Origin of the sequence: Citrobacter tructae (assembly GCF_004684345.1) — a bacterium.
GTDB classification, from domain to species: domain Bacteria; phylum Pseudomonadota; class Gammaproteobacteria; order Enterobacterales; family Enterobacteriaceae; genus Citrobacter; species Citrobacter tructae.
This window is the reverse complement of the sequence record NZ_CP038469.1, coordinates 2,245,594-2,265,272: the sequence shown is the minus strand read 5'-3', so window position 1 is coordinate 2,265,272 and position 19,679 is coordinate 2,245,594. Positions and strand designations below refer to the sequence as shown.

The 19,679-nt window shown below is 52.9% G+C and carries 20 protein-coding genes; 13 read left to right on the top strand and 7 right to left on the bottom strand.

The genetic code is table 11. The features are described from left to right. Window positions 1–14: 14 nt before the first annotated feature. Window positions 15–1,118, top strand: coding sequence for a DUF1615 domain-containing protein (locus E4Z61_RS11735; protein WP_135322915.1), 1,104 nt, complete (start codon window positions 15–17; stop codon window positions 1,116–1,118). On the opposite strand, the gene E4Z61_RS11730 is transcribed toward E4Z61_RS11735, so the two are convergent. Further along, complete coding sequence (locus E4Z61_RS11730) at window positions 1,103–1,426, bottom strand: DUF2755 family protein (protein WP_135322914.1); 324 nt, start codon at window positions 1,424–1,426, stop codon at window positions 1,103–1,105. The two genes, E4Z61_RS11735 and E4Z61_RS11730, sit on opposite strands and share 16 nt — an antisense overlap. A gap of 262 nt (window positions 1,427–1,688) precedes the next feature. Between E4Z61_RS11730 and E4Z61_RS11725 the strand changes: the two genes are divergently transcribed. After that, window positions 1,689–1,907 (top strand): DUF2754 domain-containing protein, encoded by a 219-nt coding sequence (locus E4Z61_RS11725; protein WP_135322913.1) that lies wholly within the window; start codon window positions 1,689–1,691, stop codon window positions 1,905–1,907. A gap of 35 nt (window positions 1,908–1,942) precedes the next feature. Here the strand turns inward: E4Z61_RS11725 and ddlA are convergent, their stop codons facing one another. Next, a complete protein-coding gene (ddlA, locus tag E4Z61_RS11720; protein ID WP_135322912.1) occupies window positions 1,943–3,037 on the bottom strand; it encodes a D-alanine--D-alanine ligase in 1,095 nt (364 codons plus the stop codon). A gap of 300 nt (window positions 3,038–3,337) precedes the next feature. Between ddlA and E4Z61_RS11715 the strand changes: the two genes are divergently transcribed. The 5 genes from E4Z61_RS11715 (at window position 3,338) to adrA (ending at window position 8,180) form a co-directional block, all read left to right on the top strand. Then, window positions 3,338–4,534 (top strand): multidrug efflux MFS transporter, encoded by a 1,197-nt coding sequence (locus tag E4Z61_RS11715; protein ID WP_135322911.1) that lies wholly within the window; start codon window positions 3,338–3,340, stop codon window positions 4,532–4,534. Window positions 4,535–4,782: 248 nt separating this feature from the next. Beyond that, a complete protein-coding gene (locus tag E4Z61_RS11710; protein WP_135322910.1) occupies window positions 4,783–5,025 on the top strand; it encodes a sigma-S stabilization anti-adapter protein IraP in 243 nt (80 codons plus the stop codon). Window positions 5,026–5,131: 106 nt separating this feature from the next. Next, entirely contained in the window at window positions 5,132–6,547 is a 1,416-nt protein-coding gene (gene phoA / locus E4Z61_RS11705; protein WP_135322909.1) for an alkaline phosphatase, read from the top strand. Window positions 6,548–6,644: 97 nt separating this feature from the next. After that, the gene (gene psiF / locus E4Z61_RS11700) at window positions 6,645–6,965 is read left to right on the top strand and encodes a phosphate starvation-inducible protein PsiF (protein ID WP_135322908.1); all 321 of its coding nucleotides are present in this window, start codon (window positions 6,645–6,647) and stop codon (window positions 6,963–6,965) included. Between the two features lie 99 nt (window positions 6,966–7,064). Beyond that, window positions 7,065–8,180, top strand: a complete 1,116-nt coding sequence (gene adrA / locus E4Z61_RS11695; RefSeq protein ID WP_135322907.1) for a diguanylate cyclase AdrA — start codon at window positions 7,065–7,067, stop codon at window positions 8,178–8,180. A gap of 15 nt (window positions 8,181–8,195) precedes the next feature. Here the strand turns inward: adrA and proC are convergent, their stop codons facing one another. Continuing rightward, window positions 8,196–9,005 carry a pyrroline-5-carboxylate reductase gene (proC, locus tag E4Z61_RS11690; protein ID WP_135322906.1) on the bottom strand — a complete coding sequence of 270 codons (810 nt, stop codon included), beginning with the start codon at window positions 9,003–9,005 and terminating at the stop codon, window positions 8,196–8,198. Between the two features lie 149 nt (window positions 9,006–9,154). Between proC and E4Z61_RS11685 the strand changes: the two genes are divergently transcribed. The 5 genes from E4Z61_RS11685 to ppnP all read left to right on the top strand — a co-directional run bounded on the left by E4Z61_RS11685 (window position 9,155) and on the right by ppnP (window position 11,816). Further along, window positions 9,155–9,610, top strand: coding sequence for a YaiI/YqxD family protein (locus E4Z61_RS11685; RefSeq protein ID WP_135322905.1), 456 nt, complete (start codon window positions 9,155–9,157; stop codon window positions 9,608–9,610). Between the two features lie 185 nt (window positions 9,611–9,795). Beyond that, window positions 9,796–10,341, top strand: a complete 546-nt coding sequence (gene aroL, locus E4Z61_RS11680) for a shikimate kinase AroL (protein ID WP_135322904.1) — start codon at window positions 9,796–9,798, stop codon at window positions 10,339–10,341. 26 nt (window positions 10,342–10,367) lie between these two features. Then, entirely contained in the window at window positions 10,368–10,559 is a 192-nt protein-coding gene (gene yaiA, locus E4Z61_RS11675) for a protein YaiA (protein ID WP_096758106.1), read from the top strand. 223 nt (window positions 10,560–10,782) lie between these two features. Next, window positions 10,783–11,460: an AroM family protein gene (locus tag E4Z61_RS11670; protein WP_135322903.1), complete on the top strand. Its 678-nt coding sequence runs from the start codon at window positions 10,783–10,785 to the stop codon at window positions 11,458–11,460. Window positions 11,461–11,531: 71 nt separating this feature from the next. After that, on the top strand, window positions 11,532–11,816 hold the full coding sequence (gene ppnP, locus E4Z61_RS11665; RefSeq protein ID WP_135322902.1) for a pyrimidine/purine nucleoside phosphorylase: 285 nt from the start codon (window positions 11,532–11,534) through the stop codon (window positions 11,814–11,816). Between the two features lie 92 nt (window positions 11,817–11,908). On the opposite strand, the gene rdgC is transcribed toward ppnP, so the two are convergent. Continuing rightward, complete coding sequence (gene rdgC, locus E4Z61_RS11660; RefSeq protein ID WP_135324928.1) at window positions 11,909–12,820, bottom strand: recombination-associated protein RdgC; 912 nt, start codon at window positions 12,818–12,820, stop codon at window positions 11,909–11,911. Window positions 12,821–12,945: 125 nt separating this feature from the next. Here rdgC and mak point away from each other — a divergent pair, with 125 nt between their 5' ends. Further along, window positions 12,946–13,854 (top strand): fructokinase, encoded by a 909-nt coding sequence (mak, locus tag E4Z61_RS11655; RefSeq protein WP_135322901.1) that lies wholly within the window; start codon window positions 12,946–12,948, stop codon window positions 13,852–13,854. A 6-nt stretch (window positions 13,855–13,860) separates the two neighbouring features. Here mak and araJ read toward each other — a convergent pair whose 3' ends face one another. From araJ to sbcD, 3 genes are all read right to left on the bottom strand, one after another. Then, window positions 13,861–15,030: an MFS transporter AraJ gene (gene araJ, locus E4Z61_RS11650; RefSeq protein WP_135322900.1), complete on the bottom strand. Its 1,170-nt coding sequence runs from the start codon at window positions 15,028–15,030 to the stop codon at window positions 13,861–13,863. 159 nt (window positions 15,031–15,189) lie between these two features. After that, on the bottom strand, window positions 15,190–18,333 hold the full coding sequence (gene sbcC / locus E4Z61_RS11645; RefSeq protein WP_135322899.1) for an exonuclease subunit SbcC: 3,144 nt from the start codon (window positions 18,331–18,333) through the stop codon (window positions 15,190–15,192). Next, entirely contained in the window at window positions 18,330–19,532 is a 1,203-nt protein-coding gene (gene sbcD, locus E4Z61_RS11640) for an exonuclease subunit SbcD (protein ID WP_135322898.1), read from the bottom strand. The genes sbcC and sbcD overlap by 4 nt, the downstream gene beginning before the upstream one ends. Window positions 19,533–19,679: the final 147 nt, after the last annotated feature.

Below are 19,679 nucleotides of genomic sequence, written 5' to 3'. Positions count from 1 at the left end.
CAAAAGGAGATGTTATGTCGACGGTTTCCCGTCTTTATCCCTGGTCTTGTCTGGCGGCGTTGGCGCTGGTGGGATGTAGTAGCCAACCTTCACAGCCGTTAAAAAAAGGGGAGAAAGCCGTCGATGTGGCGAGCGTGGTACGCCAGAAAATGCCGTCCAGCGTGAAGGACAGAGACGCCTGGGCGCAGGATCTGGCGAAGACGTTTGAAAGCCAGAAGCTGGCACCGACGGTCGAGAACGTCTGTTCGGTGCTGGCGGTGGCGCAGCAGGAGTCTAACTATCAGGCCGATCCGGTCGTTCCTGGTTTAAGTAAAATTGCCTGGAAAGAGATCGACCGTCGCGCTGAGCGTATGCATATTCCGCTGTTTGTGGTGCACACCGCGCTGAAGATTAACTCCCCGACGGGGAAAAGCTACAGCGAGCGTCTGGATTCGGTAAAGACGGAAAAGCAGCTGAGCGCTATTTTTGATGATTTTATCAATATGGTGCCGATGGGACAGACGTTGTTCGGTTCGCTTAATCCGGTGCATACCGGCGGCCCAATGCAGGTCAGCATTGCGTTTGCAGAACAGCATACCGCAGGCTATCCGTGGAAAATGGCGGGGACGGTACGTCAGGAAGTGTTTACCCGCCGCGGAGGGCTGTGGTTCGGGACGTATCACTTGTTGAATTATCCGGCGAACTACAGCGCACCTATCTTCCGTTTCGCCGATTTTAATGCCGGCTGGTACGCCAGCCGTAATGCGGCGTTCCAGAACGCTGTCAGTAAAGCTAGCGGTGTGAAGCTGGCGCTGGACGGTGATTTGATTCGTTATGACAGCAACGAGCCGGGGAAAACAGAGCTGGCGGTACGTAAGCTGGCCGGAAAGCTGGGGATGAGCGAGAGTGATATCCACCGTCAACTGCAAAAAGGGGACAGCCTCGCATTTGAAGAGACGGCGCTGTACGAGAACGTGTATAAGCTGGCAGAAGCGAAGACAGGTAGAACGTTACCCCGCGAAATGCTGCCGGGCATTCAGCTCGAGAGTCCGAAGATTACCCGTAATCTGACCACCGCATGGTTTGCGAAACGGGTGGACGAGCGGCGGGCAAAATGTATGAATCAGCCATCTTTATGATGGCGTTGGCGCCAGCTCAATATTGCCGCGATGGTGCCAAGAATCAGACCGCCTGCCAGGAAGGGTATCAAACCAAAAATCGTGCCGACGCCTAAGCCAATTTCGATCCGCGGGCGTCCGCTCTCTTGCATTTGCAGTTGCATCAGCTGTTCATAAATACCGGGTGCGTGAGCCAGCAGGGTTAACACCTGCGCCCCGACCCAAAAACAAAACAGCACAAAGATGGCATAGACAATGTTGCCAGTCAGGGAGGAGGGATCCCGATGCTTGCCCTTAAACGGGAATTTTGACAGCGTAAAATCAGCCATGAAAGACCTCCAGAAACAACCTGCTCTTGACAAAATGCCAGTAACTGACAGTGAGTCTGACAGGTGATCGGGATTGTCAATATCAGAATGATGGTAATTTCGACCAGGGATTATTCCTGGATTCTGGTTTTATGTTTCCCATCACAAATACGCAACTTTAAGTGAAATTTTATTACATTTAAGAAATTCCGCATACGCCACAGACCGCCACAGAGAAATGTGCGAGGATGCTGCTTTATGTTGTGATTCTTTCGGAGCTGCTATGAACCTGCCTGTAAAACTTCGCCGCGATTGGCATTATTATGCGTTTGCCATTGGGCTTATTTTTATTCTCAACGGTGTGGTGGGATTACTGGGCTTTGAAGCGAAGGGATGGCAAACCTATGCGGTAGGGCTGGTCACCTGGGTGATTAGCTTTTGGCTTGCAGGATTAATTATTCGTCGCCGCGTGGAAGATGATGAAGCGCAGGATGCCCAATAGCGATTGAGCATCCTGGCGGGTTTTACATGCTGGTTTTACATGCTGGTTTTCAGCGCGCTGTCTGCAGCGTGACGCTCCAGCGCCAGTTCGATCAGACGGGTGATCAGATCGGTATAGCCTAAGCCGCTCGCCTGCCACAGTTTTGGATACATACTGATATTGGTGAAGCCCGGCAGCGTGTTGATCTCATTGATCACCACTTCATTTTCTGCGGTTAAGAACACATCCACACGCGCCATGCCAGCGCAGCCCAGCGTTTGATAAGCCTGGATCGCAATCTCGCGGATCTTGTCGTTAATCAGCGGGGAAATGTCTGCAGGGACCACCACTTTGGCACCGTTGTCGTCAATGTACTTGGTGTCATAGGCGTAAAAATCACTGTTCAGAACAATCTCGCCGCAGGTGCTGGCCTGCGGATGATCGTTACCCAGCACCGCGCATTCGATCTCACGCCCGTTGATCCCTTGTTCCACTACCACTTTATGATCAAACTCAAACGCCAGCGCCACGGCCTGATTGTACTGGGCTTCGTTGGTGACTTTGCTGACGCCAACGGACGATCCCTGATTAGCCGGCTTGACGAACAGCGGCAGGCCCAGACGGGATTCAACCTCTGAGAAGCTGATGCTATTGCGGTTAGCGCGGGTGAGCGTAATAAATGGCGCGATGTTTAATCCGGCATCGCGCAGTAGGCGTTTGGTCACATCTTTATCCATGCACGCTGCCGAGCCCAGTACGTCGGACCCAACAAACGGTAGATTCGCCACGCGCAGCATGCCTTGCAGAGAACCATCTTCGCCCAGCGTACCGTGTACAATAGGGAAAATAACATCGACGGTTGGCAGCGGCTGACCACTGTGCGCGTCAATCAACTGGTGTTCTTGTTTTCCCGGTACTTGCGCCAGGCTGGTTGTTGAAGGACGCAACGCAATATGTGCCGGGTCGTTGGCATTAAGCAGGTAGTTACTGGCATCACTGACGTGCCATTGCCCTTGTTTATCAATACCTAACAGCACAACATCAAAGCGAGCCTTGTCGATGGCATCGACAATATTTTTTGCCGATTGCAATGACACTTCATGTTCTGCTGATTTACCACCAAATACGATTCCTACCCGCAACTTTGCCATCTTAAAAACCCATTCCATGAATGCAAAGCACATACATTACCACGACAAAACGCAGGATTCCTCGGCTTCTGGCAGAATGTTTTCGCAAAGCGCAGGGGAACAATACGCTTTAACCCAGAGGTGCAGAGGTAAGCATAATCCCCTGTAATAAATAAGGGATATGTGTGATGAATATCACAAATATGATGAGCGGGGAGATAAAATACTAAACTGTGAGGTATCGCACATCAACACCCTCGTTTGCACGTCAAATTTGTTAAGCTGCTCGCAGTTTTCAGCTACTTACCGTTATGAGTCCATATGGAATCCTGGAAAGTTAATCTTATTTCCGTTTGGTTCGGATGCTTTTTTACCGGCCTGGCGATCAGCCAAATCCTGCCTTTCTTACCGCTCTACGTCTCCCAGCTAGGGGTGACCTCGCATGAAGCTCTGTCGATGTGGTCTGGCTTAACGTTTAGCATTACGTTTCTGATTTCTGCCATTGTTTCGCCGATGTGGGGCAGTTTAGCCGACCGCAAAGGGCGTAAGCTGATGCTGTTGCGAGCCTCGCTGGGGATGGCGATTGCGATTTTACTGCAGGCCTTTGCGACCAACGTCTGGCAGCTTTTCTTGCTGCGCGGTGTGATGGGGTTAACGTCGGGATACATCCCTAATGCGATGGCATTGGTGGCGTCGCAAGTCCCGCGCGATCGCAGCGGCTGGGCGCTGAGTACGCTCTCTACGGCACAAATTAGCGGCGTCATTGGCGGGCCGTTGATGGGCGGCTTTATTGCCGATCACGTGGGCTTACGCGCGGTATTTTGTATTACCGCCGCGCTACTGGTGGTCAGTTTCCTGGTCACACTGTTCTTAATCAAAGAGGGCGTACGCCCGACGATTAAAAAAAGTGAACGCTTAAGCGGTAAGGCTGTTTTCGCCTCGCTGCCTTATCCTGCATTGGTGATCAGCCTGTTCTTTACCACTATGGTTATTCAGCTGTGTAATGGCTCTATCGGTCCTATTCTGGCGTTGTTTATCAAATCGATGGTACCAGACAGCAGTAATATTGCCTTTCTCAGCGGGCTGATTGCCTCGGTTCCCGGTATATCAGCCCTTATTTCAGCGCCCCGGCTTGGAAAGCTGGGCGACAGAATTGGCACTGAGCGGATCCTCATGGCGACGTTAATCTTCGCGGTGGTGTTATTTTTTGCCATGTCTTGGGTCACAACGCCGTTGCAGTTAGGGGTATTGCGTTTCCTGCTCGGCTTTGCCGATGGCGCAATGCTCCCCGCTGTGCAGACTCTGCTGGTGAAATACTCCAGCGACCAGATTACCGGACGTATTTTCGGGTATAACCAGTCGTTTATGTATCTTGGCAACGTTGCCGGGCCGTTAATGGGCGCTACTGTGTCGGCAATGGCAGGTTTTCGCTGGGTGTTTATCGCGACCGCGAGCATTGTACTAATTAACATCTGGCAGTTGGCTGTCGCGTTGCGACGTCGGCGTCGCACGCGTTGAATGGCGGATTAACACCGGTGGCTGTTGGCGGTGTTAATCCATAAGTTTGTATTATATTTCTGGGTGATTATTAAGCTTCTCACCCTTTTATATTGAATAATTCTGTCGTAATACCAAATTCATCTTATTTTGCGGTGTGATTGTTTTCGCAAAACGTTTTATTTCTGCTAAAAATACAACTTTCATCCCCTAGGCAGTTGGGAGCCATAATGCTACCGTGACCCATATTTTGTTAAGGGAATACGCAAATGAAAAATCTCGTCACTGAGTTATTACTTAAGCTCGCCCAAAAAGAAGAAGAGTCCGAGGATCTGGCCGCTCAGGTAGAAACCTTAGAGCGCGTCATCATGGAAATGCTGCATACGATGGCGAAGCATGAGCAGCAAATACTGATTCGTCATCTTGAGGGCGCACTGGCGGGAGTAAGCCGCATGCCAGCCTGTTTAGCAAACCTGCATGACGCTGGTGAGAGGGTGCCTGGAGCGTATTGAGGTGTCTGTGGATCCTCTCGACGATAAATCATCATAAAAGTGTCACATCAAATACTTATAGTCGCTTTGTTTTAATTTTACCGTATTTATACATGGAGAAAATAAAGTGAAACAAAGCGCTATCGCTATTGCCCTGTTACCTTTGCTGTTTACCCCGGTTATTTATGCAGAATCATCTGCTATGCCGGTTCTGGATAATCGTGCCGCTCAGGGCGATATCACCACTCCGGGTGGCGCTCGTCGATTAACCAGCGATCAAACGGCTGCTTTGCGTGATTCACTGATTGATAAACCTGCTAAAAATATTATTTTGCTGATCGGCGATGGTATGGGTGACTCAGAAATTACCGCAGCGCGAAATTATGCCGAAGGTGCGGGCGGCTTTTTTAAAGGGATTGATGCCTTGCCCCTGACCGGACAATACACTCATTATTCGCTGGATAAGAAAACGGGTAAGCCCGATTATGTGACCGATTCTGCGGCATCGGCGACGGCGTGGACCACCGGGGTCAAATCCTATAATGGTGCGCTGGGCGTTGATATCCATGAAAAAGATCACGCCACGATTCTGGAAATGGCAAAAGCCGCAGGTCTGGCGACCGGCAACGTTTCCACTGCAGAATTACAGGATGCTACTCCTGCCGCGCTGGTCGCGCATGTGACCTCCCGAAAGTGCTACGGCCCGAGCGTGACGCGTGAAAAATGTCCGACTAATGCGCTGGAAAAAGGCGGCAAAGGGTCAATCACCGAACAATTGTTGAATGCCCGTGCCGACGTCACGCTAGGGGGTGGGGCAAAAACCTTTGCTGAAACTGCGGCGGCAGGTGAATGGCAGGGTAAAACGTTGCGTGAGCAAGCACAGGCTCGCGGCTATCAGCTGGTGAGTGACGCCGCAACGCTTGCGGCGATCGGCGAGGCGAATCAGGATAAACCGCTGCTGGGGCTGTTCTCAGAGGGCAACATGCCGGTGCGTTGGGAAGGACCGAAAGCCTCTTATCACGGCAACATTGATAAACCGGTTGTGACCTGTACGCCAAACGTCAAACGTAATGACACGGTGCCGACGTTGGCACAGATGACGGATAAAGCAATTGAACTGTTAAGCAAAAACGAAAAAGGTTTCTTCCTGCAGGTGGAAGGCGCGTCAATCGATAAACAGGATCACGCCGCTAACCCGTGCGGACAGATAGGTGAAACGGTCGATCTGGACGAAGCAGTACAGCGTGCGCTGGCTTTTGCGAAGAAAGATGGCAATACGCTGGTGGTGGTGACTGCCGATCACGCGCATTCCAGTCAGATTGTGGCGCCTGATACCAAAGCACCAGGCCTGACTCAGGCGCTGAACACGAAAGATGGCGCGGTGATGGTCATCAGCTACGGTAACTCTGAAGAGGAATCTCAGGAGCATACGGGCAGCCAGTTGCGTATTGCTGCCTATGGGCCACATGCGGCAAATGTGGTTGGCCTTACCGACCAAACCGATCTGTTTTACACCATGAAATCGGCGTTAGGACTGAAATAAGTACACGCCCGGCGGCAATACTTTTGCGGTCGGGTGGTTTTTTTGTCGTTAGCAGCCAGACTTATCTGTGTCTCGTCGTTCAGAAAAGGATGGTGCTATGAAAATTACATTATTAATGACGTTGCTTTTTGGTCTGATTTTTTTAACTACTGTCGGCGCTGCCGAGAAAACGCTAACCCCACAACAACAACGGATGACCACCTGTAATCAGCAGGCGACAGCGCAGACCTTAAAAGGGGATGCGCGTAAGACTTATATGAGTGACTGCCTGAAAAACAGTAAATCTGCCCCCGAAGAAAAGAGTCTGACGCCACAGCAGCAGAAAATGCGTGAATGTAACGTTCAGGCGACGGAGCAGTCGCTGAAAGGCGACGATCGCAACAAATTTATGAGTGCCTGCCTGAAAAAAGCGGCGTAATTGCGTAGTACATAAGGGTGAGCCGCGAAATTCGCTCACCCGAAATATCATACTCCCGCGCTCTACCCCCTTTCTATAATTTGGGAAATTTGTTTCAGAATATTCCCAAATACGATGAATGATGAAAATTTCTATCAAAAACAGGTTGTCCCGAATGAAGCGTTTTTATCCCTTCATCAGAATGACCATCAGCGCTCCGGACTGCGATTTGCCCGACGGATCAGGTTGCCGCGCGCGATAGGACTGGGAGGGATGTTTTTCCCCATCGCATCGGTCTTAGTGTCACAGCCAATTACCGGAGGCTGGTGGCTTTTGCTGGTGGGATGGGCCTTTGTCTGGCCGCATCTGGCATGGCAGCTGGCCGGTAAAGCAGACGACCCGCTGCATAGCGAATTCACCAACTTAAAAGCTGATGCGATCCTGGCGGGAATGTGGATAGGGCTGATGGGGGCAAACCTGTTGCCGTCAACGGCGATGCTGATGATTATCTGTATTAACCTGATGGGGGCGGGGGGGATTCGATTGTTCCTCGCGGGTCTGGTGTTGACGGTCGTTTCATGTCTGGTCACCTTGCAGCTTACGGATATCCCCGTGGCGCTTAGCAGTACTCAGGTGAGCGTGCTGCTGTCTCTGCCGGTTCTGGTGTTATATCCGCTGCTGTTTGCCTGGGTGAGCTACCAGACGGTCATCAAGCTGGCAGAGCACAAGCGTCGGTTACAGGTGATGAGTACGCGGGATGGAATGACTGGTGTGTATAACCGACGCCATTGGGAGCTTTTACTGCGTAATGAATTTGATAATTGCCGTCGTCATCAGCGTGACGCGACGTTACTGATTATCGATATCGACCATTTCAAGAGTATCAACGATACCTGGGGCCATGATGTTGGCGATGAAGCCATTGTGGCACTGACGCGCCAGCTGCAAATGACATTGCGCGGCAGCGATGTGATAGGGCGCTTTGGTGGCGATGAGTTTGCCGTGATTATGTGCGGCACTCCGGCGGCCAGCGCCATCGCCGCAATGTCGCGTGTCCACGAACGACTCAGCCTATTGCGATTGTCCTGTGCCCCGCAGGTTGCCCTGCGTATCAGCGTAGGCGTCGCCCCCCTGACCTCAGAAACGGAACACTATCGAGAATGGTTAAAATCAGCGGATATGGCTCTTTACAAAGCAAAGAATTCCGGACGTAACCGCACTGAAGCGGCGGCCTGACGTCCGGTTGCTCACTCAGGATCTGCTGAGTTTTTCCGATTGCTCCATGCACTTAACCATTGCTTCAATGACTGAAGAACGGAAGCCTCGCGCTTCCAGGACGCGCACCGCCTCAATGGTTGTTCCGCCAGGCGAGCACACCATATCTTTCAGCTCTCCGGGGTGTTTCCCCGTTTCGAGTACCATTTTCGCGGACCCCATCACCGCCTGCGCGGCGAATTTATACGCCTGAGCGCGGGGCATTCCCCCCTGAACGGCTGCATCGGCCATGGCTTCGATAAACATAAACACGTATGCCGGTGCGGATCCGCTGACGCCGACGACCGGGTGAATCATCGATTCTGCAATCACTTCAGCTTCACCAAAGCAGCGGAAGATATTTAATACGTCAGCCGTATCTTCCGGCGTCACCAACGCGTTTGGCGTTATGGAGGTCATGCCGGCATTGACCAGGGACGGCGTGTTGGGCATCGCGCGGATAATTTTACGGTCATGGCCTAGCGCGCGAGCAAGCTGATCGAGCGTGACGCCTGCGGCAATAGAGACGACCAGTGAATCTTTGTTCAGGCTGGAGGTGATTTCGCTCAGCACCTTAACCATGATGCCAGGCTTCACGGCGCCAAAGACAATATCTGCAATTTGTGCGACTTCTTGTGCCGATTGTGCCGCATTAATGCCGTACTGGTCGTGCAGCGAAGCGACTTTATCAGGAGAGGGGGTATAAACCCAGATTTGTCCGGGGAGAACCTGGCCGCTGGCGATCATGCCGCCAAGAATGGCTTTGCCCATATTGCCGCAGCCGATAAAACCAATTTTCTTGTCCATCTTTGTCACTCCCTATGCGTGATATTCATTGTTTTACCTGGGAAAGCTAAGCTTAGCGCGGAATGAATGTGTTCAGAAGGAGAAACAGCACTTTGCCGAAAAGTAAAAGCACGAGACAATGTGCGATTGCACAGGAAACAGGAGGTGTTATGACAATATGGGTGGATGCGGATGCGTGTCCGAATGTGATTAAAGATATTTTGTACCGGGCCTCTGAGCGTATGCAGATGCCGCTGATTTTGGTTGCTAATCAGAGTTTGCGCGTGCCACCTTCGCCTTTTATCCGTACATTACGCGTCCCTGCCGGGTTTGATGTCGCCGATAACGAGATTGTGCGCCAGTGTAGCGCCGGAGATTTGGTGATTACTGCGGATATCCCGCTGGCCTCTGAAGTCATCGAAAAAGGGGCTGCTGCGCTCAATCCACGTGGCGAACGCTATACCGAATCCACGATCCGTGAACGTCTGACAATGCGTGATTTTATGGATACGTTACGCGCCAGTGGGATCCAGACCGGAGGCCCTGACACTCTTTCGCCGCGCGACAGGCAGCATTTTGCCGCTGAACTGGATAAGTGGTGGCTGGAAGTTCAACGCAGAAAATAACAACTGTAATCTATTTTTTACACTTTCATCGCTGTGAAATCTTGTTATAGTAGGGATTGGTGGGCTTCTTAGTCTTAAGTGGAACTTATTCTTTACGTTTTGGCGATGTACTAGTTTGATGGTATGATTATAACTTTAACAGCATCAGATCCCGCTTGTGGGCGGCTCTCTGGGGAATTTCTGCGATGACGCAACCTCTTTTTCTTGTTGGCCCTCGGGGGTGTGGTAAGACGACAACCGGTATGGCGCTGGCGAAAGCTATCGACTTCCAGTTTGTTGATACCGATCGCTGGCTGCAATCACATGTGCAAATGACCGTCGCCGAAATCGTTGAAAGAGAGGGGTGGGAAGGATTTCGCGCCCAGGAGACGACGGCTCTGCAGGCTGTGACTGCCCCCTCAACGGTTATTGCGACTGGCGGTGGCATTATTCTTACCGAATATAATCGTCACTACATGCGAAATAGCGGCATGGTCATCTATTTAAGCGCACCGGTATCGGTGCTGGTGAATCGCCTGGAGGCAGCACCTGAAGAGGGATTGCGCCCGACCCTAACTGGCAAACCGTTGACCGAAGAGGTGCAGGAAGTCCTCGAACAGCGCGATGTGTTGTATCGCGCAGCGGCGCATTTTATCGTTGATGCAACCAACGAACCCTCACAGGTTGTGGCCGATATTCTGGCGATAATGTCGCAGGCCGCGCCACGGTTGCAGGGTGGAGTCTATACTTAACGCTCATCCCCTCAAAAGGAAGCGCTATGCCGACAAACCCCCCTTATCCACGAAAAGCGACGATTGTTACTGTTGAAAAAGGTACTCCAGGCCAGACAGTAACTTGGTATCAACTCCGTGCTGACCATCCTAAACCTAATTCGTTGATTAGCGAGCATCCGTCCGCACAGGAAGCGATGGATGCCAAAAAACGCTATGAGGATCCGCAGAAAACCTGAGGTTAGACGCTGTCTGTCTGTATCTGTATCACATTTTTCGCACGTCACCAGATAGTGCGAAAATTGAAAACTAAACGATAACAATAAAGTACTGGAGCGATTGGGAATCTTTACACAATGCATCGCTGATCTGCTGCTACGCTTTTGAGCATTTATAACGCAGGTCAGCGCTCGGTATTTGTCCGGGATTTTACCGCAAAGTAAGAAGATGGTGGAGCAACACATGAGTACGTCGTTGGCTATCCTCACGATTGGCGTTGTGCCGATGTGTGAGGTATTACCGCTCCTGACGGAATATATCGATGAGCAACACATTACCCACCATAGCCTGCTGGGGCAGATGCAGCGGGAAGATGTGATGATCGAGTACGCGGTCTCGCCGGGTGACGAGTTGTTATTAACTCTGCTCAGTGACCGACAACTTGCTCATGTCTCACGCCAGAAAGTGGAACGCGCACTGCAAAGCATCGTTGAAGTGCTGGACAACCAGGGGTTTGACGTTATTTTGCTGATGAGCACCGCCTCAATTGCCCGCCTGACGGCCCGCAATAGCATCCTGCTGGAACCCTTACGTATTATTCCCCCCTTAGTGGCATCAATTGTGGAAGGGCATCAGGTTGGGGTGATTGTGCCGGTTGCTGAGCTGCTGGAAGCCCAGACGCAAAAATGGCAGGTATTACAAACGCCGCCGGTCTATGCCGTGGCGAATCCCATTGACGGCTCTGAACAACAGTTGATTGATGCCGGGAAAGATCTCCTTGAACAAGGCGCTGATGTGATCATGCTGGATTGTTTGGGTTTCAACCAACGTCATCGTGATGTACTGCAAAAATCGCTGGATATTCCGGTGCTGCTGTCTAATGTCCTGATCGCCCGACTGGCTTCGGAGTTGCTCGCGTAATTTTGCGTGACAGGTGGAACGTCAGGCCCCTATATTGGTTGTTAACTTAATAACGAGACAGGGCCAGTTGTATGCTTCAAAGTAACGAATACTTTTCCGGCAAAGTAAAATCGATTGGTTTTACCAGCAGCAGTACTGGCCGCGCCAGCGTTGGCGTGATGGTGGAAGGCGAATACACCTTTGGCACCGCGGCACCTGAAGAAATGACGGTGGTGAGTGGGGCGCTGAATGTATTGCTGCCGGGCGAAACCGAGTGGAAAGTGTATGCTGCGGGGGACGTGTTTAACGTGCCTGGACACAGTGAATTTCATTTGCAGGTGGCAGAGCCTACATCCTATCTTTGCCGCTACCTGTAATTGTGAAATGCCTGATAGCGATGCGCTTATCAGGCTTACAACATCGCGTAGGCCGGATAAGTCGCAAGCGATGTATCCGGCAATACTGATTCTTAGCGCTGCGCTTCGCCGCCTAATCCTTCCACCAGGCTTTTAATCAACGCGGCCAGTTCACCGGTCATCAGGATGAAATCGGCATCAAAACGCTGACCATAGTCTTCTCTGTCGATATCTTCGTTCTGGTCGCGCAGTTCATCGCTGAACTTCAGACGCTTAATTGAGCCGTCGTCGCACATCAGAAACTGAATGCGCTGCTGCCAGTCGAGAGCCAGCTTGGTGACGACTTTTCCGGCCTCAATGTGAACAGCAATTTCATCGCTCACCAGGTCCTGTTTCTTCGCCCGGATCACGCCGCCGTCTTCCAGCATGGCTTTCAGTTCGGCTTCATCCAGCAACTGGAATCCCTGAGCAACGGTACCGGAACGGACCCACTCGGTGAGCGTGAGCTCAATCGGGTTTTCCAGCGCCAGCGGGACTACAGGCAGTGAGCCGAGGCTTTTACGCAGCAGTGCCAGCGTATCTTCTGCTTTCTTGGCACTTGCGCAGTCGACCATAATCAGGTCATTGACGGTGTCGATCCACATCATTGTCTGGCTAAAGCGGCTAAAGGCGCGCGGTAGCAATGAGTGCAACACTTCATCTTTCAGCGAGTCTTTCTCGGTCTTCTTTAGTTTGCGACCCTGCTCGGCTTCCAGCTTGAATATTTTGGCCTCCAGCGCCTGTTTGATTACCGGAGACGGCAGAATTTTTTCTTCTTTGCGGGCGCAGATAATAATTTGGCCATTGTTGGAATGCGTCAATGCATCGCTGTGCGATCCCATCGGCGGAACCCAGCCCATTTTTGCCATATCCTGGCTACCACAAGGGGTAAACGTCATTGAGGCTAGCTGTTTTTCCATCTCTTCGGCACGCAAAGATACATCGCGGCTAAGACGGTAAACCATTAAATTTTTGAACCACAGCATGATAATTTCCACGGCCTTGTCGTTAAATCCAGCGGGCATAATAACGAATTGTCGGCGGGCTTGCATTGCCTAACACCATGCTCGCCTCTACTCTGTTGATATTCCCAAAAAATGAGGAACAGTGTGTGCGTATAGGAATCGATTTAGGTGGCACGAAAACAGAGGTTATCGCGCTTGGCGATGCGGGGGAGCAGCTTTTTCGCCATCGCCTGCCCACGCCGCGTGATGATTATCGGCAAACCATAGAAACCATTGCTGCGCTGGTGGAAATGGCGGAACAAGCAACCGGGCAGAGCGCAACGGTCGGTATGGGGATCCCCGGATCGATTTCCCCTTATACCGGCGTGGTGAAGAATGCCAACTCGACCTGGCTCAACGGTCAGCCTTTTGACAAAGACTTAAGTGCGCGTCTGAACCGTGAGGTTCGTTTGGCTAACGATGCTAACTGCCTGGCAGTCTCTGAAGCGGTAGACGGCGCTGCGGCGGGCGCGCAAACGGTGTTTGCGGTGATTATCGGCACCGGCTGTGGATCCGGTGTGGCGTTCAACGGGCGGGCACATGCGGGCGGCAATGGTACAGCGGGCGAGTGGGGACATAATCCGCTGCCGTGGATGGATGCCGATGAGCTGCGCTACCGTCAGGAAGTGCCTTGTTATTGCGGTAAGCAGGGTTGCATTGAAACCTTCATCTCCGGGACGGGATTCGCCACGGATTATCATCGCCTGAGTGGTAATCCGCTGAAAGGCAGTGAAATAATTCGTCTGGTGAGCGAAGGGGATGCGCTGGCGGAGCAGGCGTTACGCCGCTATGAGTTACGTCTGGCGAAATCGTTAGCCCATGTGGTGAACATCCTTGATCCGGACGTCATTGTGTTGGGCGGCGGGATGAGCAATGTCGACCGGTTGTATCAGACCGTTCCGTTATTGATTAAACAGTTCGTCTTCGGCGGCGAGTGTGAAACGCCTTTACGCAAGGCGTTGCACGGTGACTCAAGCGGGGTACGCGGTGCGGCCTGGCTGTGGCCGCAGGGGTAATCGTTTCTAGGTCGCGGGTGCAACTTGTTGCACGCCGCGCTTCAGGCGACCATACAGCAGCAGCGACGACATCGCGGAAAACGATAGTAGGGCTGCCGGGATAGTCACGTAGTTGTAGGCAAAACCCAGCGTCAGCATCATGCCGCCGCAGTATGCACCGACCGCGCTACCGAGGTTAAAGGCCATCTGCCCCCCGGCGGCACCCAGCAGTTCGCCGCCTTTCGCATTTTGCAGGAGCAAAATTTGTAGCGGGGCCGATAGTGCAAACAGACCCGCGCAGCAAATAAAGGCGAAGGCCAACGATGCGGCTTTCATATCGCCGACGAAAAACAGCAGTACCAGGGCCAGCACGATCACGAAGTCGGTCACCACCGCGATGCGCAGCGGCGTATAGCGACCCGAGATTCGCCCGCTTAGCAGGTTGCCCAACACCATCCCCAAGCCAGCCAGCATCATGATAAAGGTCATCAACCCTTCGGAAAAACCAGAGATATACATCATGTATGGCTTCACATAGCTAAACCAGGCGAACACACCGGCGTTGCCAAACATGGTGGCGGAAAAAATGAGCCACGGTGCCGGGCTTTTCAGAAATTGAAATTGCTCGCGCAATTTGCCTTTAGCTTCGTCGCGGATGTTGGGCACCCAGAAAGCAATCGACACAATGACCGCGATGTTAAAAATGGCAATCAGCAGGAAGGTGTAGCGCCAGCTAAATGCTTGACTCAGCCAGGTGCCGACGGGAATACCCACCAGGTTGGCGACGGTCATCCCACTGATCATTCCCGCAACGGCGGCGGTCACTTTTCCTGGACGAGCGAGTTTAGTCAGGATAATTGCCCCGACACCAAAAAATGCCCCATGTGGAAAACCGGAAACCAGCCTGCCGATCGCCAGCATAAGATAGGATGAGGAGAGGGTGAAAATGGCGTTTCCCAACACACACAACGTGACCAGAAACAGCAGAATATTTTTCAGCGAAAAACGGCTGGAAAAGATCGCTATAATCGGCGCGCCCAGCACCACGCCAAAGGCGTAAAACGAAATCATATGGCCCGCCGCAGGAATTGTAATACCCACATCTCGTGCCAGTTCGGTTAATACGCCCATGATGCCAAACTCGGCCATGCCCAACCCAAACGTCCCGAGGGCTAAAGAGAAAATGACTTTTTTCATACCACCTGCCAACAAAAAGACGCCGGTTGAGCGTCGCAGCGGCGAACAGTCGCCGCCAATGAGGGAATAGCTTGCGGTTAAGCAAAGTGAAGCGCCATTTCATATCCGTCTTTGTGTATTCACGATCGTGCTAAATAAGGTGCCGGATGGCGCTAACGCTTATTCCACCGAAAACATCCTGTCGAGTTTGCTATAACCCAGTCCGTTGATTTTCTTCACTTTGATCTGCACCGGAATGCGCTCTTTCATTGCCTCAACGTGGCTGATAACCCCGATGGTTTTGCCGGTCGCGTTCAGGGCATCCAGGGCGTCCAGCGCGGTATCCAGCGTTTCGCTATCAAGCGTGCCAAAACCCTCGTCGAGGAACAGGGAGTCAATGCGCGTTTTGTGACTGACCAGATCGGACAGCGCCAGCGCCAGTGCAAGGCTCACAAGGAAGCTTTCGCCGCCGGACAGCGTGCGGGTATCGCGAACGGCGTCGGCCTGCCAGGTATCAACAACTTCTAGCTCCAGCGCTTCGCTGGCTTTTCGCTGCAGCAGATAGCGACCATGCAGGCGAGTCAGTTGATTGTTGGCCAGCCAGACCAGGTTATCCAGCGTTAGCCCTTGGGCAAATTTGCGGAATTTATCCCCCTCTTTCGAGCCAATCAGCGCATTCAGATAGCCCCAGTCTTCGACCTGCTGCGAGACTTTTTCGATCGCCTGCATCAGCGTCTGTTGTTGCTGACGGTTTTCAGCGTCCTGCTTGAGCTGCTGGCGAATTTCTCCCTGACGTGTGGTGTTATCCCGCAGTTGTTGTGTCAGCAGAGCCAGCGTATCGCGAAGGTGTTCTGGGGTTAGGGTGAGATCCATGCTGGCACGCCGCTGTTGCTGATGGGCTGTCAGTGTCTGTGTTGATTGGCTTAGCAATGTCTTCGCCTGCTGCTGCTGACTTTCCAGCGACTGTTTCAACTGCTCCAGGCGGTTAAAGGTCTCTTCATCCAACAGGGCGGCAAGGAAGGCGTCACGATCGTCAAAGATGCTGGTCTGCAATGCGGCATCAAACTGCGCCTGTATTTCCGCAGCACGTTGAACCTCCTGCGCCTCTTGCTGCTGCAATGTTTGCCACTGGCTCTGTAACGAAAGGCACTCATCGTGCACCTGTCGCCAGTTTTCCAGCGACAGATCATCTTTGCTTTCCCATGTTGCAGCACCTTCAGGCAGCGTCTCCAGCAACGGTGTAAGCTGCTGGAGTCGTGCCTGCAAATCACTGAGCTCGGTCTGGCGGCGCTGCCACATTTGTGCATCATTTGCGCGTTCGCTAAGCCACGCGGCCTCTTCACCGTCGGCAGGAATCTGCAGGCCATAACGGGTTAGCTCGGCCTGCAACGTGTTGTGGCGTTGCTCAATGTGCTGCTGAAGTTGGGATATCTGTTCTGAATGCGCGGTGATTTGCGCCTGCAGGGCATGACGCAGGCTCAATTGGTGAAGTTGCTGTTCGTGCTCTTCCTGGGCGGCAAGCCAGGGGGCGATGTCATCCTGGGGCTGTAGCGTAATGTTGAGGCTGGCGGCCAGCGTTTGCCATTCTTGAGTAAGTGCTTGCTCCTCCTGAGAAAGCCTCTGCACATCGCCTTCTTCGCGTTGTAGCTGCTGCGTTATTGCCTCGAGCTGCCCGCGTAGCGTGGAGCCTTCATCGGCCAGCGCCTTGACCTCTTTTTCTAAGGCTTCGCGTCGAGCCTGATTTACGCTCAGTTCCAGCGTTTGATAGCGCTCAATCGCTGGATGCGTGGTGGAGCCGCAGAGCGGACATGGTTGCCCTGACTGCAATAAATCCCGCTGGCTTTCCAGATCTTTAATCCGCGCTTCTTGCTCGCAAAGGGTTTTTACATCAGCAAGCTGCTGATTTTTATCTTTATACCGCTGGCGTTTCTCTGCCAGGGCGGCGTTACGCTGGGTCTGTTCTTGCTGGCGATGCTGGAGTGTGGCGTGTAGTTGTGCCAGCTGCTTTTGCTTCGGTGCAATCTGCCCATGCAGGGTGCTCAGACGCTGGCGTAATGGTCGGTGCCGGGCGTGTTGCGCCAGCGCTTCTGCGACTTCCTCTGGCGCAAGAGTCAGCGCCGGGTGCGGGAGAACGTCCAGCTTGCGGACGTCATTTTCCCGTAGCTGTTGCCATTGGCGTAGCTGGTTTTTGGCGTCTGACTGTTGGGCTAACAGCGCGCGCCATCCCGCCAGTTCACTGTTCCATAAACGGAAACGGTCATGTTCGTTCAGCCAACTGCTGAGCGTTTGCTGCTCGGCAAGCATGGTAGCAGACTGTTTTTGCGCCTGCTGGCGGATGCGCCCACGCAGCGTTAAGCTGCCTTGTAAGCGAGTATTCACTTCTTCAATCTGCTGGTGAATTCGCATCAGGGTAGTGGATTGTTCCCCTATGCGTTCCCACTGCGGGCGTAATGTCCTGGCCGGTAAAGCCTGGCTGAGCGCCGCCAACTGCGGCTGTGCGTGTTCTTGTGCCTGCTGCGCGGCTTGCAATGCCTGCCGGTGACGGTTTATTTCTGCCTGTAACTCATTTTGCCGGGTTAGCCAGTTGAGGTGTTGTTGCTGGGTTTGCTGGCTGGCAAGTTGTTGTTTTTCTTCGTCAGTAAGTACCTGCAAACTTTCAGTGAGGGATTGCACCTGCTCTGCGGCCAACAGCGAAACACCGCTGGCCTGGGCCTGTAACTTTTCCAGTTCCGTGCGCGCTGATTTGTGTTTTTCAAATACCATCGCCGAAATCTGTCCGTAGATCTCGGTGCCGGTCAGCTCTTCCAGCAACTCGGCACGCTCCTTCGGTTTGGCGTTTAGAAAGGCGGCGAATTGCCCCTGCGACAGCAGCATCGAACGGGTAAAGCGTCCGTAATCCAGCCCTGTGAGTGCGGCGGTCATTTCCAGCTTGTCTTTGACTTTATCGGCGAGGATTTTTCCGTCAGTGCAGCGGGCAAGTTCTACGCGCGGGACCTGCAGGTTGCCGTCAGGCTGATTGCGCGCCCGGTTCTGGCTCCAGAATGCGCGGTAGGCTTCGCCTTTAACTTCGAATTCAACTTCTGCCAGGCATTCAGCGGTGTCACGGGTCATCAGGTCGTTTTGCGACTGTGACACGTTATTCAGTCGCGGCGTTTCGTGGTACAGCGCGAGGCAAATCGCGTCCAGCAGGGTGGTTTTCCCCGCGCCCGTAGGCCCGGTGATGGCAAACAGGCCGTTGCTGGCAAAAGGCTCTGCTGTGAAATCGACTTTCCATTCCCCTTTCAGGGAGTTGAGGTTTTTAAGGCGCAGGCTGAGAATTTTCATGCTTCAGCCTCCCCGGCGAGCGTTTGCAAGGTGGCGCTAAACAGCTGATTAAGCCGCTCACGCTGCGGTTCTTCAAGTTCTTCCAGTGCCAGTCGGCGGTCAAACACTTCTGTCACGCTCAGTTCGCTTAACGTTTCGCGTCGTTCATTGGCCATAATACGTTCGCGCTGCTCGCGGCTACGACGCACCAGCAGGACTTCTACTGGCAGGTCTTCCGTCAGCGCCTGGATTTTACGCTGCATATCGTGCAGGTAATCGTCGGTGGTAATTTCGATATCTAACCAGATGGGCGGTTGCTGCTCTACGCCGCGCCATTGCTCAAGCTGGGCGGTAATGGCGGCTAAATCGCCTTTCAATACCGCAAGCGGCTGCGTCACCGGTACGGTGAGGTTCTCGACAGCGCTGAGTTTCCCTTCGTCGAAGCTCACCAGATGGACGCATTTGCTTTTGCCACACTCGTCAAAACTGAGGGCAATCGGCGAGCCGCAGTAGCGAATATGTTCCGTCCCGCCGATAACCTGCGCCCGGTGAATATGTCCCAGCGCGATGTAATCCGCTGGTGGGAAATTCTGTGCCGGAAAGGCGTCCAGCGTTCCAATATAAATGTCACGTACCGCGTCACTTTTACTGGCACCGACGGTAGTCAGATGTCCTGTCGCAATGATCGGCAGATTCAGTTCACCGCGCAGTTTACAGGCGTCCTGGTACTGCTGCTGGTAATAGTCGGTAATTGCCCCCAGCAGATGCTGCTGTTTTTCGCTGCCGGTCAGTCCCGCCTGGCTGGTGATGATGTCGCGCGGACGCAAAAAAGGAATTGGGCACAGTACGGCACCCGGCGTACCGTCGCGGTGTTTCAGTATTTGCGGCGCATGACCCGCGCTTGCGACCACCGTGGTATTCAGGAACGCCAAAATATCGCGCGATTCATTAAGCGTGGCGACGGAGTCATGATTGCCTGCCAGCACCACCAAATGGCAGCCTGTTTGCTGCAGATTAACGACAAAGCGGTTGTAAATCTCGCGGGCGTAGCTGGGTGGTGAGCCGGTATCAAAAATATCGCCTGCCACAATAATGGCATCCACCTGATGGGATTGTGCCGTTTCCAGCAGCCAGTCAAGAAAAGCCTGATGCTCGGCGGCGCGGCTCTTGCTGTAGAAGTTTTGTCCCAGATGCCAGTCAGAGGTGTGAAGGATGCGCATAAGAGTTCCATGACGAAAAAGCGATAAAGGGGATTATAACCTTGCAACAGCGCGAATATCTTGTTTCCGGGCTGTCATAATTCAACAACCTTCGTTAAACCTGGATTATCTTTTTCATAAAAATGTCATAAATCTGACGCATAATGG

Coding starts and splice junctions, on each gene's coding strand:
- E4Z61_RS11735 (WP_135322915.1), top strand. CDS start 15: ATGTCGACGGTTTCCCGTCTTTATCCCTGGTCTTGTCTGGCGGCGTTG.
- E4Z61_RS11730 (WP_135322914.1), bottom strand. CDS start 1,426: ATGGCTGATTTTACGCTGTCAAAATTCCCGTTTAAGGGCAAGCATCGG.
- E4Z61_RS11725 (WP_135322913.1), top strand. CDS start 1,689: ATGAACCTGCCTGTAAAACTTCGCCGCGATTGGCATTATTATGCGTTT.
- ddlA (WP_135322912.1), bottom strand. CDS start 3,037: ATGGCAAAGTTGCGGGTAGGAATCGTATTTGGTGGTAAATCAGCAGAA.
- E4Z61_RS11715 (WP_135322911.1), top strand. CDS start 3,338: ATGGAATCCTGGAAAGTTAATCTTATTTCCGTTTGGTTCGGATGCTTT.
- E4Z61_RS11710 (WP_135322910.1), top strand. CDS start 4,783: ATGAAAAATCTCGTCACTGAGTTATTACTTAAGCTCGCCCAAAAAGAA.
- psiF (WP_135322908.1), top strand. CDS start 6,645: ATGAAAATTACATTATTAATGACGTTGCTTTTTGGTCTGATTTTTTTA.
- proC (WP_135322906.1), bottom strand. CDS start 9,005: ATGGACAAGAAAATTGGTTTTATCGGCTGCGGCAATATGGGCAAAGCC.
- E4Z61_RS11685 (WP_135322905.1), top strand. CDS start 9,155: ATGACAATATGGGTGGATGCGGATGCGTGTCCGAATGTGATTAAAGAT.
- aroL (WP_135322904.1), top strand. CDS start 9,796: ATGACGCAACCTCTTTTTCTTGTTGGCCCTCGGGGGTGTGGTAAGACG.
- yaiA (WP_096758106.1), top strand. CDS start 10,368: ATGCCGACAAACCCCCCTTATCCACGAAAAGCGACGATTGTTACTGTT.
- E4Z61_RS11670 (WP_135322903.1), top strand. CDS start 10,783: ATGAGTACGTCGTTGGCTATCCTCACGATTGGCGTTGTGCCGATGTGT.
- ppnP (WP_135322902.1), top strand. CDS start 11,532: ATGCTTCAAAGTAACGAATACTTTTCCGGCAAAGTAAAATCGATTGGT.
- rdgC (WP_135324928.1), bottom strand. CDS start 12,820: ATGCTGTGGTTCAAAAATTTAATGGTTTACCGTCTTAGCCGCGATGTA.
- araJ (WP_135322900.1), bottom strand. CDS start 15,030: ATGAAAAAAGTCATTTTCTCTTTAGCCCTCGGGACGTTTGGGTTGGGC.
- sbcC (WP_135322899.1), bottom strand. CDS start 18,333: ATGAAAATTCTCAGCCTGCGCCTTAAAAACCTCAACTCCCTGAAAGGG.
- sbcD (WP_135322898.1), bottom strand. CDS start 19,532: ATGCGCATCCTTCACACCTCTGACTGGCATCTGGGACAAAACTTCTAC.